Genomic DNA, 15574 nt, shown 5'->3' with positions numbered 1-15574 from the left:
CGTAGTTTTGTTTAGTCATAGGCGCAGGAGGCTCCATGTTTCAATTTATGACATCTACAAAGATCATCTTTGGTGATGGGGCACTTCCCGCTTCATTGTCTCTCTTTAATCAATACGGCTACAGCGTGTTATTGGTTACTGGTAATACATTAGAACGCACCTCACTGGTTACTGACTATCTAGATGCGCAGAGTATGCGTTACCAGCACATTGCCGTTTCGGGTGAACCCAATATCAAAATGGTTGAAGAGGCTGCCACGTCTGCTCGGCGATTTAAACCTGATATGGTGGTGGCAATGGGTGGCGGCAGTGCCATTGATATGGGAAAAGCGTTAGCTGCGGTTTTACCTAATCAAGGTAATTTATACGACTATGTTGAAGTGGTTGGGCGTAATGTTCCTCTTAAAACCAAACCACTGTCGTTTATCGCTATCCCAACCACAGCGAGTACCGGCGCTGAAGTCACTAGAAATGCGGTGCTTAAGTCTGGACAAGACCAAGTCAAGATAAGCCTTAGAAGCCCAGACATGCTAGCTGACGTCGCGATTGTTGACCCAGCATTAACCCATGGCACTAATCCGTATTTATCTGGCCGCGGTGCTATGGACGCATTTACCCATTTAATGGAAGCCTATGTGTGTGGTGAACCGAATCCGTTAACCGATATGATCTGTGAAGAAGGATTGCGTAAGCTGAGTCGTTCTGTCATTCAGGCGTGTATCTATGATGAACCTCAAGCGCGTTCTGACCTTGCCTTCGCTTCTATGCTCGGAGGAATGGCGATAACCAATGCTAAGCTCGGCGCTGCGCACGGGCTAGCTTCTGCGTTAGGAGGTAAGATTTCTGCGCCGCACAGTGTGATTACAGCGCGCTTGGCACCATTTGTGATGTTAGAAAACATAGCTGTAGCGAAAGAGCAGCAAAGAAACGACATATTAGCGCGTTATCAGCGAATCGCTCAGATAGTGACGGGTAACGTAGAAGCAAAAGAAGAAGAGGCGATTGTTTGGTTATCTGAAGTGTTGGATACACTCAAGCTACCAAGCTTACTTGAATTTGGTGTCTGCGAAGCTCAGTTTGATGAGGTGTCTGCCGATGCGCTCAAATCAGTGGCTATTAAAGGAACCCCTTTACCGTTGAATCAAGAGAGGCTTGTACATATTCTGAAGCAGGTTTGCGAGGAGTGCAGTTGTGGAGAGGGGGATCATGAGACAGCCTCAATGAATCAGGCTAATCAACTTGCCCCAGAACAGGCTGCCGAGTCGAGTTTTACCATTATTAACTCTTATGCGTCTGAGAATAATGTTGTAGAGAAAGGCAATAGCTGGACGATCTAACGTTCTTCGAACAGTTCACTGCATAAACCATTGTAAATTGTAAACAGATAAATAAAAACGGAGCACTAGGCTCCGTTTTTTAATTCAACTTGTTCTCAGTTCATGTGTTTTCAGGTCATGCCTTAACAGATTAGAACTGAGAATACTTCTCGTAACGTGAATCACGAAGTGACTCTTTCACGCGCTTTAGGTTCTCTCTGAAACCAGAACCACGACGAAGTGTAAAGCCTGTTGCTAGCACATCGATAACCGTCATCTGAACAACGCGACTTGCCATTGGCATGTAAACGTCAGTGTCTTCCGGTACATCCAATGAGATAGACAGCGAGCTCGCTTTATCTAATGGAGAGTCTTTCGCTGTGATAGCGATAACTGTTGCGCCGTTCTCGCGAGCTAAGTTCGCAATCTCAACTTGGCTTTTTGTGCGGCCAGTGTGAGAGATAAGAACAATAACGTCGTTGTCACTGCAGTTAATGCAGCTCATGCGTTGCATCACGATGTCTTCGAAACAAGTGATTGGGATATTGAAACGAATGAACTTGTTTTGAGCATCTTTGGCTACAGCAGAAGAGGCACCCAGTCCGAAGAATGAAATGCGTTTTGCTTGAGTCAGCAGGTCAACCGCACGGTTAACTTGCATCGCGTCTAGACTGTTTTTAGCAACGTCTAGACAAGCCATAGTTGATTCGAAAATCTTATGCGTGTAAGCATCTGGGCCATCATCTTCTTCAACATTACGGTTCACGTAAGGTGTACCGTTCGCCAAGCTTTGAGCTAGGTGAAGTTTGAAGTCAGGAAAGCCCTTTGTGTCTAAACGACGACAGAAGCGGTTAACTGTAGGCTCACTCACGTCAGCCATTTTAGCTAAGGTAGCAATGCTAGAATGAATTGCAGTTTGAGGGGAAGCCATGATTACTTCGGCTACCTTACGCTCAGACTTGCTGAAATTTTCCAGGTTTTTTTGTATTTTTTCTAATGTATTCATAGTGTTCACAAGGGTATAGAGAACAACTTGCTAGTTAATATCTTTTACCAGGGGGTATGGCTGAAGCAAATATCAGTAAGCACAAAGCCAAAGTTATATTCGGTATTGTAAATACTGCTGCATCAAATAGATATCAAGCTAACTAGCACCATAGAGTCAGTATAAACCCAACATACTATTTACTAATACAAAAACACGGCATGAATGCTTAAGAATATGACAAACCTCAACAAAATTTTAGAAAACTACAGAATTGGAAGAGAGTTTGAGCAAAAAGAATGCAAATTGAGTATGAACTGACAGCTTAGTTACATCAAAAAGAAAGAAATTTTCAATTTGATGCAACTAAAATTGAATGACTATGCGTTGATTTGCGTAACCAGTTTGTTGATTTTGCCCATCAAGTTTGGTGCTAGTTTAGAGATTTCACGCTGTTCTTCAAGCACTGAAGAAAGAATATCATTACCTGTCAGTGGATTTGCTAACACTACGCGGAAAACGATGATTGGTTGATGCGCCCATGCTTCGGGATTTAAGCGCGTTCGCGATACGAAAGACTTGCCTGTTTCACGCTGCTTCTTTTGAATAAACTTGGTCAGTTCATTCAGTAGCTCATTCAGTTCAACGCGTTTTATTGCGTCAGCTTTAAGCAGCGCCGCTTTAACTGGTTCAGGCACATAGCGGTATGTCAGTAGGCACAGCTCAGGCTCTGAAACCAGTTCGAAATCGCTTTGATCTTTAATCAGGTCGGCAAAGTAGCGCGCTTTGTTGATGCTTTGGTCGATTAGCAGTTCATAGCCAGGTCGGCTGATGATGTGCATCGACGCATAAACAAGCATTGCCATACCGGAACGAGAGCCTTCTAACGTATGACTACCAAGATCTTTCGAACCCTTACGCAATATGTATTGAGCATGATGTTCGATCGCTGTCATCGCATCTGGTTTCTTAAACAGCACCATACCCGCACCCATAGGGATATAAAGCTGTTTATGTGCGTCAATCGTGACTGAATCTGCTAGCTCGATGCCATCAAGCAGGTGACGATGATTGTTCGACATCAGAGTCGCACCGCCCCAAGCTGCATCTACGTGGAAGTGACAATCTGTTTCGGCACACACCTCAGCAATGTCTCTTAGCGGATCGATATTACCAGTTTCGGTTGTACCAGCCACACCAATGACGGCGAAAGGTTTGATCTTGTTCTGCTTAAGTTGCTCGATCTTGAGTCTTAGATCGTAAGTGCAAATGCGGTTGTCGTTATCCGTCTTAACAGACACTAGACCTTCTTGACCAATACCAAGGACATCTGCGGCTTTTTTCAGAGAGTAGTGACCACGTTCAGAAACTAAGATGGCTAGGCCTTCGTAGTCGTAGTGCTTCATGGCTTTAAATAAGCCTTCTTTTTCTACACCTTTGAACGAGCCTTGTGCCTTCAGCGCATTGTTGCGCGCAACCCAAAGCGCAGTAATGTTCGCGATGGTACCACCAGAACAAAACGCACCCAAAGAGTGGTTCGCACTGTGCATCCAGCGTGAATAAAACTGATCGTCATCTTGGTAGATCAAGCGATGTAGCATACCCAGAACTTGACGCTCTAGGGGCGTGAAAGCTTTGGAGGTCTCAATTTTTACTAGATTCTGATTCAACGCAATCATGATCTTAGAAAGCGGCATCAGAAAGTACGGCAGAGCAGACGTCATGTGGCCAATAAAACTTGGCGAAGACGTATGAACCGAGTGAGACACGAGAGAATCGAGGAGATGCTCAGTATGTTCAGAAACAAACTCAGGCTGCTCAGGGATATGAGCATTTGAAAAATCTTTCTCAATTTCACGCAGCGGCTTTTCTTCAGCCACAATGTGTTCACGTAAGAATTGATTCAGGTTTCGTGAAAGTTTGTCTTCAATTTGAGTGAGTGTTGAATCTGGGCCTTCAGGTACCGTGAAGATACGTAAAAGACTGTCGAAGCTAACATCTGCTGTTTTTTGTTCCGTAACCATAGCAAGCGATTTATTTTTTTTTATATTGACGCGAGCGGGACAATCTAAACGAAAACGGGAACAATGTCCCGTCTTAATTATGAAATCCAACTTCTCAAAAAAGCATATTAAATGAGGGGTTATTTACACTTAATCGCTTCAAGTTTAGTAATTGACTGGTTATAGCGTTGCAGTGCCGTATCGATTTGCTTAGGGTGGCTAAGCAATTCTGCAAACGCTGAACGTAGCTCGTAGTTTTGAGCATGAGGCGTTGATTGGCGGTCGTCGAACGTTGTTTTCGCGATTTTACCTAGCTCGTCATCACGTGTTGATAGCGTTTTAATGTCGTGTTGCTCTAGTTGTAGCCAACCTTCGACAGGTTGTTCTGTAGCCACTTTGCTTGAGTCGTTCACAAGGTAGTAGTTTACTGCAGCACGATTAAGCTCAAAGTGGTGCTTACGACCTTCTAGGAACCACTCACTGACTTCTGTTAGCTCTGGGTATTGCTCAGAGGTCAATGCAGCAAGGTCGGCATACCAATTCAAAGAGGCGTCGATGTACGCATCATATTTTTTTGCTTGGCACTGGTTTGTTTCAGACATTGAATCTGCTGCAAAAGAGAAAGTAGAAGTTGAAGCTAGCAGTAATGCGACGCAAAGGCGTTTCATAGTGGTTCCTTTTGTAAGTTTATTCTTTTTATAACTTTGTCGTTACAGGTTACCGTGATCGTTATTTGTTGAGCAATGACACTTAGTGTCTTTTTATTTCGGTAACTGTATCGGTGTCTTGGGCATAGGTATTCGAGTTGCATTCTAATCTAAAACAAACGCTATTCCTGCGATCTAGTTAGCAAGAGATACAAAGAACAACATCAAAATCGGGACAAGCAAGCTTAGGATAAAGCCACTGACGATAGCGATAGGCACACATCGAACACCGCCTGTTGTTTGAATGACAGGTAGAGTGAAGTCCATCGCCGTAGCGCCTGCGTAGCCTATAGAGGTACACGGATAGCTGCGAATCAGCACTGGAATCAGTACTAAGGCAACTAACTCTCTTAACAGCTCAAGCATGAAAGAAGCGCCACCATAAACAGGACCAAAGGCGTCACCCATCAAGATACCAGCCAGAGAATACCAACCAAATCCAGAAGACATAGCCAAGGCTTTGAACAGAGGGATATCCAGAATGTAAGCCGCGATAACGCCACCTAGCATTGAGGTGACGATAATCGTGATTGCGATGACCATGCCGTGTTTGTTCAGCAAGATTTGTCGAAGTGTTAAACCGCTATTACGCAGTTGAATGCCAATAAAGAAGAGAAGTACAAACAAAATCCATTCACTGGCGGTATCAACCCAATCAAGGCCAATAGGGAGCACTAAGCCAGCGATAAGGCCTGAACCCACAACTAGGATCAGTTTGGCAGACTCCATCGCCATCGAAGAGAGGGGAAGCTTCTTCTTGCTACTATCGGTTTTGAGTGGCAATAACTTATCAATAGCGGGCAGTGCTATTAGGTTACAAACACTTAAGCAGACAAAGAAAGTGACGGTGTAAAGAAGGATTGTCTGCAGATTACTGCCTAGGTTATCGAGGGCGGCTAAGCTTAGCCCCATTAATGCGAGAATCACGTAGATCAACCGCGATGTCGAGCGGTTGATAAATTCTAGCGTCTGATCGTTCGAAATAGAAAAAAGATACCCCACGACGAGTGGTGCAAATATAAAGATCATCCCTGTAAACATGCTTTCCCCATTGCATTTACTTCATATTACATTTACTTGTCACTTAACAGTGACTTAGAAGCCACTAGTATTGATCACGTCGCTTAGCTTTGCATTAAAATCATGTTTGCTCAAGTTGCTTAATTTATAAAGCACCTCTGCACCTGTCACGTTAAGTTCAACTTCGTGATCATCGATGTTCTCATCCTTGTTTCTGAACATCAGCAGGTGATTAGCGATTCGTGCAATATCCAAGTAAGACACTTCGCGTTCTTCGTGGCTATTAATGGTATTACTGCACACATCAATAAAGTCGCTGTCGAAGCCCCAACGATTAAGCACCAGTTTACTGGTTGCAGAACATTGGCCTTGGAATATTTGTAGGGCGATATCGTGGTCTAGGTAATTGCCATTTTCGAGGTAGAGGTGGTATTCGCTCACTAAACAGAACAAACCAATGTCAGCCAGTAACCCAACAAGCAGTGACTTCTCATGTTCAAGGTAGCGGTATTCGATAGGGGAGAGTTCTTTGAAGCCGTTGGTCACCAGTACCATAGTGGCGCCGAGTTCTTTGGAGACAGAAGCGCTCTGAACCAGTAACTCATTACACTCTTTGCTCAGGTTGACTGAATGCTTGAGTTGCTCAATAGCCTGAGCCGTAACGATATCACGCACTCTTAATATGCCAAGGCGCGACACAGCCGTCATCATATCGACACAAGTAATGTTGCGTCTGTTGAATACGACAGAGTTAGCCACTCGAATGACGACAGCAGTGAGGCCTGGGTCTTCAAGTAAGCATTCGGCAACTTCGGCAATCCCGGTTGATTCGAGAGTGCAAAGCTTTTGAATTTTCAGTACAACGTTAGGGATAGGAGGAAGTGTTATTTTTCCTGCTGAAATAGAATGGCCAACAAGTTGGGCAAACTCTGATTCTAGACCCTTTAAGAGAAGAGCCTTATTTTGTGGTAGCCAGAAAAACGATAAATGATTCATAAAAAAAGTAACAACATGTATGTTCTGCCATTTTACAAGCCGCGATGCTGTGAAGCAATACTCATCCGACGACATAACCTTGAATAATTTGAACGGGTGTATCACTGGGTGTCGAAATTTAAGCATGGTTTGATAGTTTACTGTGATATCAATCATGAAAAATCATAATACTCAATTGATTGATGTGAACTAAGCCCAGACTTATTTTTCTTTTCGAAGTATCATTTATTTAAAGGTGGAAAACGAAATCATAATATTCACCTAAAGAATAAAAAATAGATTAAAAATTTTTCGCATAAAAAGCTGCTTGTCTGGTAATGAACCTAATCGGGGTAATTTGATTAAGGATCAACGGATATGACCGAGACAGCATTTATTAATTACGTGAATCAATTTGGTGAGCATCAAAAACGTTCTATGTTTGGAGGTATCGGCCTCTTTCAAAATGACGCTATGTTCGCTTTATTGAGTGAAGGTTGTTTATTCATCAGAGGTGGAAAGTCATTAGATAAAAAACTGACGGATCTTGACTGTGAAAAGTATCGTCATGTAAAAAAACAGACAACAGCTACCGTAAATTATTACGATATTACTGACCTGTTTACATGCGAACATCCTGAATTGGATAGTATTATTCGTACTTCAATCGATAATTCAATTCAGCAACGTAGCTTTAAGAAATCATCCGCTAGCCGTCGATTGAGAGATCTACCAAACATGCAACTTACGTTAGAGCGCATGGTTAAAAAGGCGGGTGTGGACGATGTTTCAATGTTTATGCAGTTGGGCGCGCCTGAAGTGTTTAATAAGGTTCGCAAAGCGTACGGAAACGATGTTGACCTAAAACTACTTTGGAAATTTGCGGGTGCAATTGATGGTATTCACTGGAAACTATTACAAGAGCCACGCAAGCAGCAATTATTAAAGGGCTGCCACTAAAGAAGTTTGCCTTATATGCTTAAGATTATTACTAATAAATAAAAACCGAGGAATGTCCTCGGTTTTTTTTGTTTCTGTCTTAGCCGGATTTCTTAAAAGACTAAGTATCAAAAGGCTAAGTGCTCATGGAGAGCTTATTTGCTAGGGCTTGAGCGTTAAGTATTAGTACTTGAAACGAGCCGTGAACATTAGCTGGTCACCGTAGAAGTCGTTAATACGAGCTTCAGCACCTAAAGAGAAAAGCTCTGTAGAGTGGAAACGCGCGTAAACAGAACCTGTCCAATCATCGTTGTCATCGATAGAAACGTAACCACCTTTACCACCAACTTCTAGTTGTGGACCAAGCCATTGGCGAACACCAACGTTGATTTCCATACCGATATCAGTAGAGCTTGAGTTTTCAGGCTGAACGATACGAGCTAGCATTTCACCTGTTAGGTCTGCCCAGTTGTTTAATGGAGCGTGGAAACCAAGACCTACAGCTGAGTCGTAATCGCCTTCAAATTCTGAATCGATACGTGCTATAGCGTGAGCATTCGGGTGAATTGACTTACTGAACGCGCCACCAAATGTTACTGGGCTAGCACCGATACGTGCTTCAAAGTAATCGTAGTTAAAGTTGCTCATTACTTGTGGTTGTTCATCAACAGCTAGTGCTTGGCCAGAAGCCAATAGCATAGCGGTAGTAAGTAGAATTTTGCGCATAACGACCATAAACCTTTATTTAGTGTTAATTCCTTTGGCTTGAGAAAAATCAGGCAAACCATAAACATTGAGACAGTTTAATCTAACTCGTGGAAAAGTAATCCATAAAAATGCCAATCCTTTGCCATTTAGCTAAAAAATATACAATTTAAGCGCTGCTCTGCAACTGAGATCTCATGTTTATGGGACTATTCACCAAAATCTAAGTTCGATTCACCAAAACTTAAGGTCGATTTACAATGCATTAGCTTATTCACCAAAGCTTGTTCGCTTGTTTGCCATTGACGTGAGGATGCGCTCGGTATCTAAAATGGAAGTCCAGTTTAGCAATTGCTTGTCGTTTGCAATCACATAGTCGGTCAGTTGTTGAGTAATTGTGTCTCTGAGCTGATCACCTTGCCAAGGCTTAGAAATATAGAAATCAAGCGCTGCGTTATTAATCGCGGTAACCGTATCTTCCAGGCCAGCTTGCCCTGTGAGCAGTAGTTTGCGTGTCGGCTTAGTGTAATCGTTCTGATTGAGTTCTATGAGAAAGTCGATACCGGTTTTGTCAGGCATGATGTGGTCGCACAAGATTAACGCGAGCTTTATACCATCTTGTCCCATTTCTTTTATTACTTGCTTGGCTTCATCTACAGACTCAGCACCTTCAACCAGAAAGTTCTCTTCAAATATCGCCAAGTCCTGAAGGACACTGTTAAGAACTTCAGGCTCATCATCGACACATAAAATTAGGTACTTATTCATGAGGTGCTCCTTCTTGTTTGAATGGAAGCCACACTTGCATGTGTGTATGGCTGCCTACCTCAGACTTCACCAAAATAAACCCTTGATGAGCCGAAACGATTTGTTGAGAAATAGATAAACCAATTCCTAAACCAAAGTTACCTTCTTTTTTGGTAGTGAAATTTGGGTTGAAAATGGTGCTGATGTCTTCTTTCGCAATGCCATGGCCGGTGTCGGAGATTTCCACTACAAGAAACGTGTCGTCACCTTTCGTCTGTTGAGAGGTAGTGATTGACACTTTTCCTCGTTCAGAAAGGGCATCGAGTGCGTTAGAGATCAGGTTCGTCCATACTTGTTGTAGCGAGAGCGACTGGCACAATAAAGGCGGTAATTCGGTGTCGTAATGTTTTTCGAGTTGGTGATGTTTGAGTCTGTTTTCAAAGATCACTAAGGTATCTTCAAGCCCTTCGTGAATGTCTGCGTAGTGGCGAACCTCTTCATCTTCTCGGGCATAGCTTTTTAGGCTTTTAACCATATCGGCAATACGCTTGCTGCATACTTGAATTGAGCGGATAGAGTTTCCAACATAGTGGTAATGCTCTAAGTCATTGAGCAGCTCTTTGCCTGCGACAGGTGAGTCTTTCAAGGTGTCTAGAACCGCCGAGTCTTGGCTTAGGTTTAGTCTCACTGCTTTTTTGGCTAGCGCACGATCATCGATAGTAGAGGTGAGGTGCTTTACGAGTTGTCTTTCTTGAGCCGTTGATAGTGGCTTGGCTAACTTTGAATGCGCCAGCACGTCAGTCCCTTTATTCGATTCTGGGAGTGACGAGTTTTCGAGTATCTGGTCGAGATGTTCAGACAAGGTTTCAATACTTCGTAAGATCGCGGCAATAGGGTTGTTCAACTCATGAGCAACACCTGCGACAAGTTGCCCAAGCATCGCCATCTTCTCTTTCTCGATCAATTGTTGATGTGCAGACTCTAGTGACTCCAACGTTTGTTGCAGCTTGATTTTATTAGTGATACTTCTTTGCAAGCGGCGGTTAAAGTGACGGAGCAATAGATTGGTGAATAACGGCAGCAGGGTGTTGTTTGAGTGCATCACTTGAGCAAAGCTATCTTTATCCAGCTTGATGACTCGTGTTTGCGTTAGGGTTATCGCGGTTGAGAACGAAGGTTCACCCGTCACAAACGACATCCCGCCGACAATATTGCCCTTAGAGTGTCGCACCACTTCCCGCTGTTGTCCCAACTCGTCTTTTTTATAGAGAGCGGCTTCACCCTCAATGATCAGCCATAAAAAGCGATTGTCTTCACCTTCTACAGTGAGGAGATGTTCGGGTGAGTAGTCTCGAATGGCCTTGGTTTTGTCATCTTTTGAAAACACATCTTGTAATGCACTGACGACACGCTCCGCAAGGGCATTGTCAGAAAGCTGGTGGTAGTCGTGAATGAAACCCGATTGAAAAGAATGAATCTTTTGCTCGATGTGTGCTCTGAATAAGCGCTGTTGATCCAACGCATCACTGTAAGATAACAGGTTTTCTGAGTCGTATTGGATAACAAAAGAGGTCAGCTCTTTCTGCGCAGATTTGAATAGAACTTGATCTTGAACGGGTTTGGTTAGGCAGTGATTGAGCCGGCCTTCATTCACCGCGGTCAGAATGGATTGAATGTCTGACGAAGCGCTGACTAATATCGTTCTTGCGGTATTACTATGGGGCAGCTGTTCCAGTTCAATAAGAAATTGCACACCATTAAATCCAGAATGATGATGAGTGATCACTAAAGCAACCGTTTGGTGGTGATCATGGATATCTTCTAATGCGTGATGCGCGTCTTCTATGTTCTCGGCAGTATAAATATCGAATACAGAAGCTAACGGAGCCAGCTCCGAACGTATTCTTTCAATGCTAACCGGATTATTGTCCAAACAGATAACAGCGTATTGATTCACAGCTCAACCTTAATAGTAGCGACGTCTCTAGCCTAGCAAGAACCGCTGAATAAGGATGAGAGCTAGCCGTTAATTTATTGAGGCAATCGAAGTATCGAGCAATAGACTGATTTAACTCAATGTTTCTTGTTTGCTACTGATGGGTTAGACTAAAAAAAACAGACTAGTGTAGAAAGAGAACTCATGGAACAGTTAAGAAAAATTGGTGCAATTGGCGGAGCAATCTCATTGGCACTTTGTTGGCCATTAGCGGTTGGGCAAATTGGACAAAATGCGATTACTGATGGCGTTGCAAAGCTTAACAATTCAAGCATTCAAGCTGAGATCGTGGAATACGATAGAGGTTACCTTTCTTCTACTGTAACCACTCGCGTAACTGTGACGGATGAGAGCTTGAAAGAGCAACTTGCGCTCGATGGCTTACCGAGTGAGTTTGTCATTAATAGTGCGGTGAGCCATGGCTTAGTGAGCTTAAACGCGCTGTCGACGTTTGAGAACACTGACATTCTGCCTCTTACTCTGACTACCAGCACTGAGCTAAACGGCAACACGGATTTCAACTTCGAGTTAAGCCAGTTCAATCACCAAGGCTCAGAAGAAAATGGTACCTCGGTATCTATCACGAAGTCGAATCTGTCTGGCCACGCTACTGTATTAGGGCAGGTTGATTACCAGCTTTCTATCCCATCGGTTCAAATTGATTTTGAAACGGGTGAAGAGGTCACACTCTCTAACCTAAAAGGCATTGGCTCAGGCCAGCAAGCGAAAGGTTACTGGTTAGGCACGCAGAATTTTACTATTGATAGCTTCTTGATTTCAGATTCTGCAATGCAGCCCTTCATGACCATCGAAAACTCTAAGTACGATTTTGAATCGCATCTAGATGAAGCGACTAAGCGCTTGAGCAGCAGTCTTAAGTTGGATATCGCCAACATTGAGACCAACGAAGGCCAGTTGAACAATCTAAACGTCGATTTTGAAATGTCGAAACTGGACAGCCAGTCGTTTGAGAAAATCTTTGAAATTTACCAGGCGAACCCTGTTCTGACACAAGAAGATGTGGCTGAGATAATTCCGTTCATCGACGTACTGTTTGCTAAAGGCTTCGACCTTTCAATGAACAATATGTCGTTAGAATTAGGCAAAGGTCAGTTTGAATCTAAATGGTTGGTGAGCGTACCGGAAGGCACAGAAAACATCAGCAGTAACCCTTCAATGATTGTTCCTGCATTAACAGGTAATGTTCAATCTAGCTTCTCAAATGAGCTTGTTGAAGAATACCCTTTTATCCGTGAAGGTATCGACGAATTGATCGTGATGGAAATGATCAAGCAAACAGAAAGTGGTTATGAAATCACGGCTGACCTAGAGAATGGAAATCTAGTGTTTGAAAATGGACAAGAAATTCCATTAATTGCACTGCTTATGCCGGCTTTTGTTCAATAAAAAGAGTCGGGCTTAATACTGATAGGGCGATCTAACGGGTTAAGTTAAACATTTTGTACGGTACGAAACAAAAGAGGTCTTAAGACCTATTTTGTTGTTTTTATGTTGGGTAAAACATGGTATTACTTGCATAGTTATTATTTAGCAGGAGCAATTATCCCCATGGAACTTACATTAGATAACGTATTCAACTTTAGTGCTGGCCCAGCGGCACTGCCTAAACCGGTAATGAAACAAGCGCAAGCAGACTTCATTGATTGGAATGGTTTAGGCACTTCCGTTATGGAAATCAGCCATCGCAGCAAAGAATTTATTCAAGTTGCCGATGAGTCTGAGCAAGACCTACGTGATCTTCTGAACATCCCAGACAACTATAAAGTTCTTTTCTGTCAGGGGGGCGCTCGTGCTCAATTCGCTGCTGTTCCTCTAAACCTTCTAGGTGACGCGACGAAAGCAACTTACATTGATGCGGGTTACTGGGCAGAAAGCGCAGTGACTGAAGCGAGCAAATATTGCGAAATCGATGTATTCAACGCGAAGACATCTATTGATGGCAAAGCGGCGGTTGTTCCGGCTAAAGATTGGAAAATCGACCCAGAAGCGGCGTACGTACATTTCTGTCCAAACGAAACCATCGATGGCATTGAAATCAGTGAGCTTCCTCAAACGGATAAGCCAATCGTCGCAGATATGTCATCTAACATTCTGTCTCGTAAGATCGATGTTTCTCAGTATGGTGTTATCTACGCGGGTGCTCAAAAGAATATCGGCCCAGCTGGTATCTGCATTGCTATCGTGCGTGATGATCTACTAGAACTAGCAAACGAAGTATTGCCGAGTATTCTGAACTACAAAGTACTTGCTGAAAAAGACTCAATGTTCAACACACCACCAACCTACGCTTGGTACCTATCAGGCCTTGTATTCAAGTGGCTGAAAGCTCAAGGTGGCGTTGAAGCGATGGAGTTGGTGAACAAAGAGAAAGCGGCGTTGCTTTATAATGCGATTGATAGCTCTGCTTTCTACAAAAACGATGTTCACACCGCAAACCGTTCAAGAATGAACGTACCTTTCCAATTGGCGAAACCAGAACTAGACGCAAAGTTTTTAGAGTTAGCTGATGCTGCGGGTCTGAAATCGCTAAAAGGTCACAGAGCGGTAGGCGGAATGAGAGCTTCACTTTACAACGCGATGTCTTTGGAAGGCGTGCAAGTATTAGTCAGCTTCATGAAAGGCTTCGAAGAGAAATACGCTTAATCAATAACAGAAGTTTGAACAATAAATAGCATCCTTGCTTTTGATTGTGTCAGATGTACTAAACGAGATGAATGCCGCTTTTGCGGCATTTTTTTTTGCCTAAAAAAGCATAAAGGGTATGATATGTTGCACTTTTTGTTCAGAGTTAAGTTGAACAAAAAGGTTTGGTTGTTATCGGGGGAGAGCAACTTGTATCGATCGAAAAAATGAACAGATAGCTTGGTTTTTCTGTTTGTTACTGACCTTTTACTATATAACGTCTTGCCCCAAAATAACGACAAACCCCAACAGCCAATGTCATCAGCATTCTTGATGATTTCTGGCGCCATTCGAGACATGATACTTTTCGCCATGAGGAATTAGGTGTGAGATTTTTGAGTATATTAGCGGCGTTGTTCCCCGTGGTTACTTGCGCCTCTACGCTCGAAATATGGGCCGGTATCAATTATGAAACCGCTGACTACGTTAAAGAACACATCGAATCGATGACTGATCATCGTGTTGAAATACGACCATTTGATATCAACAGTATCCGATCAGAGCTGCTTGTCGCAGATCCTCGAGACAATACCTTTCCTGATGTTATTTGGGTGCCTTCTGATTTCTTGGGGCTTACTGAGTATATTGAGCTCTCAACGTTACCTTCCGCTTGGGTCGATACTTCACGCTATGAGAAAAAAGCTCTTGATGCCGTAGTGATTAATGATGAACTTAAGGCGTTACCAGTAGGAATCGGTAACCAATTAGTTCTGTATTCGAACAAGCCGCAAGACCATGCCATTACTTGGGAAGAGTTGATTCAACGCTCATCTGATTCGAACCGTGCCACTATTTTGTTCCCAAATCCAAACATGTACTTCTATTTGGCTTTTTTCCAACTGTTTTCTCAAGATATGCTTTCATCGATAAACATTGATGGGGAAGGTTTGGTCTCAATTTTTGAGTTCGTCGATAAGCTTGAGAAAGCCAAAACCATTGAAGCGTCTTGCAATGAGACATGTGCGAGGCAACGTTTCATTGCTGGTGAAGTCGAGTTTTTGATTGATGGTGATTGGGCTTTTAGCGAACTAGATCAGGCGTATGGCGAGCACTTACATGTGAACTCTTTACCTACCTATCGCGACAAGGCGATGTCTTCATTTAGTGGTGCCAAGATTTTTGCGATCACAAAGAAAGGGATGAACAACCCGGAGAAAAGAGAAGCATTAAAAGAAGTTGTTCAGTACTTACAATCGAACAGTTTTACTTATTTAGCGCATTCAAACGCGATGATCTCGCCATTTCGTGAGGTGAACCAACGCCGTGTTGAAGAAGGAAACAAGACTTTCTCTAACATGTACGATGAATTTCAATCTTCGCAAATGATGTCGAGCGACTATAAAATGGCGATCGTATGGGAAGCTTCAGCACGAGCGTATGAGCGATATAAGTCGGGAATGCCGAAGCCAGAGCTGAACAAGTTTTACGATGACTTTGTAAGCTACTACTCAGCGAACATGGGGGCTGGCGATTGAAAC

Annotated in this window: 13 protein-coding genes; 5 read left to right on the top strand and 8 right to left on the bottom strand. The window is 43.2% G+C overall.

All coding sequences use genetic code 11. The features are described from left to right. The first annotated feature begins 35 nt into the window (after positions 1-35). Positions 36-1337 (top strand): iron-containing alcohol dehydrogenase, encoded by a 1302-nt coding sequence (locus tag AACT19_RS13670; protein ID WP_076646735.1) that lies wholly within the window; start codon positions 36-38, stop codon positions 1335-1337. Between the two features lie 130 nt (positions 1338-1467). Here the strand turns inward: AACT19_RS13670 and AACT19_RS13665 are convergent, their stop codons facing one another. From AACT19_RS13665 to AACT19_RS13645, 5 genes are all read right to left on the bottom strand, one after another. Then, the gene (locus tag AACT19_RS13665; RefSeq protein WP_004734686.1) at positions 1468-2322 is read right to left on the bottom strand and encodes a MurR/RpiR family transcriptional regulator; all 855 of its coding nucleotides are present in this window, start codon (positions 2320-2322) and stop codon (positions 1468-1470) included. Positions 2323-2681: 359 nt separating this feature from the next. Further along, entirely contained in the window at positions 2682-4325 is a 1644-nt protein-coding gene (gene panP, locus AACT19_RS13660) for a pyridoxal-dependent aspartate 1-decarboxylase PanP (RefSeq protein WP_076646733.1), read from the bottom strand. A gap of 119 nt (positions 4326-4444) precedes the next feature. After that, entirely contained in the window at positions 4445-4972 is a 528-nt protein-coding gene (locus tag AACT19_RS13655; protein WP_004734688.1) for a hypothetical protein, read from the bottom strand. 174 nt (positions 4973-5146) lie between these two features. Further along, on the bottom strand, positions 5147-6052 hold the full coding sequence (locus AACT19_RS13650; RefSeq protein ID WP_076646731.1) for a lysine exporter LysO family protein: 906 nt from the start codon (positions 6050-6052) through the stop codon (positions 5147-5149). A gap of 54 nt (positions 6053-6106) precedes the next feature. Beyond that, complete coding sequence (locus AACT19_RS13645) at positions 6107-7027, bottom strand: HDOD domain-containing protein (RefSeq protein WP_004734690.1); 921 nt, start codon at positions 7025-7027, stop codon at positions 6107-6109. A gap of 357 nt (positions 7028-7384) precedes the next feature. On the opposite strand from AACT19_RS13645, the gene AACT19_RS13640 reads away from it, so the two are divergent. After that, positions 7385-7966, top strand: coding sequence for a TfoX/Sxy family DNA transformation protein (locus AACT19_RS13640; protein WP_004734691.1), 582 nt, complete (start codon positions 7385-7387; stop codon positions 7964-7966). 162 nt (positions 7967-8128) lie between these two features. Here the strand turns inward: AACT19_RS13640 and AACT19_RS13635 are convergent, their stop codons facing one another. From AACT19_RS13635 to AACT19_RS13625, 3 genes are all read right to left on the bottom strand, one after another. Next, positions 8129-8671 (bottom strand): hypothetical protein, encoded by a 543-nt coding sequence (locus AACT19_RS13635; RefSeq protein ID WP_048609214.1) that lies wholly within the window; start codon positions 8669-8671, stop codon positions 8129-8131. A 249-nt stretch (positions 8672-8920) separates the two neighbouring features. Further along, a complete protein-coding gene (locus tag AACT19_RS13630; RefSeq protein WP_004734693.1) occupies positions 8921-9418 on the bottom strand; it encodes a response regulator in 498 nt (165 codons plus the stop codon). Beyond that, positions 9411-11354, bottom strand: coding sequence for an ATP-binding protein (locus tag AACT19_RS13625; RefSeq protein WP_054540983.1), 1944 nt, complete (start codon positions 11352-11354; stop codon positions 9411-9413). Before AACT19_RS13625 ends, AACT19_RS13630 begins: the two co-directional genes overlap by 8 nt. Positions 11355-11537: 183 nt before the next feature. On the opposite strand from AACT19_RS13625, the gene AACT19_RS13620 reads away from it, so the two are divergent. The 3 genes from AACT19_RS13620 to AACT19_RS13610 all read left to right on the top strand — a co-directional run bounded on the left by AACT19_RS13620 (position 11538) and on the right by AACT19_RS13610 (position 15571). Further along, the gene (locus AACT19_RS13620) at positions 11538-12800 is read left to right on the top strand and encodes a DUF945 family protein (RefSeq protein ID WP_017091692.1); all 1263 of its coding nucleotides are present in this window, start codon (positions 11538-11540) and stop codon (positions 12798-12800) included. A gap of 162 nt (positions 12801-12962) precedes the next feature. Then, positions 12963-14057: a 3-phosphoserine/phosphohydroxythreonine transaminase gene (gene serC, locus AACT19_RS13615; RefSeq protein ID WP_076646729.1), complete on the top strand. Its 1095-nt coding sequence runs from the start codon at positions 12963-12965 to the stop codon at positions 14055-14057. A 365-nt stretch (positions 14058-14422) separates the two neighbouring features. Continuing rightward, the gene (locus AACT19_RS13610; protein WP_076646725.1) at positions 14423-15571 is read left to right on the top strand and encodes a sugar ABC transporter substrate-binding protein; all 1149 of its coding nucleotides are present in this window, start codon (positions 14423-14425) and stop codon (positions 15569-15571) included. Positions 15572-15574: the final 3 nt, after the last annotated feature.

This window comes from Vibrio sp. 10N.222.47.A9, assembly GCF_963872585.1.
Lineage (GTDB): Bacteria > Pseudomonadota > Gammaproteobacteria > Enterobacterales > Vibrionaceae > Vibrio > Vibrio splendidus.
This window is presented reverse-complemented; position numbering and strand designations above follow the sequence as displayed.

Coding starts and splice junctions, on each gene's coding strand:
- AACT19_RS13670 (WP_076646735.1), top strand. CDS start 36: ATGTTTCAATTTATGACATCTACAAAGATCATCTTTGGTGATGGGGCA.
- AACT19_RS13665 (WP_004734686.1), bottom strand. CDS start 2,322: ATGAATACATTAGAAAAAATACAAAAAAACCTGGAAAATTTCAGCAAG.
- panP (WP_076646733.1), bottom strand. CDS start 4,325: ATGGTTACGGAACAAAAAACAGCAGATGTTAGCTTCGACAGTCTTTTA.
- AACT19_RS13655 (WP_004734688.1), bottom strand. CDS start 4,972: ATGAAACGCCTTTGCGTCGCATTACTGCTAGCTTCAACTTCTACTTTC.
- AACT19_RS13650 (WP_076646731.1), bottom strand. CDS start 6,052: ATGTTTACAGGGATGATCTTTATATTTGCACCACTCGTCGTGGGGTAT.
- AACT19_RS13645 (WP_004734690.1), bottom strand. CDS start 7,027: ATGAATCATTTATCGTTTTTCTGGCTACCACAAAATAAGGCTCTTCTC.
- AACT19_RS13640 (WP_004734691.1), top strand. CDS start 7,385: ATGACCGAGACAGCATTTATTAATTACGTGAATCAATTTGGTGAGCAT.
- AACT19_RS13635 (WP_048609214.1), bottom strand. CDS start 8,671: ATGCGCAAAATTCTACTTACTACCGCTATGCTATTGGCTTCTGGCCAA.
- AACT19_RS13630 (WP_004734693.1), bottom strand. CDS start 9,418: ATGAATAAGTACCTAATTTTATGTGTCGATGATGAGCCTGAAGTTCTT.
- AACT19_RS13620 (WP_017091692.1), top strand. CDS start 11,538: ATGGAACAGTTAAGAAAAATTGGTGCAATTGGCGGAGCAATCTCATTG.
- serC (WP_076646729.1), top strand. CDS start 12,963: ATGGAACTTACATTAGATAACGTATTCAACTTTAGTGCTGGCCCAGCG.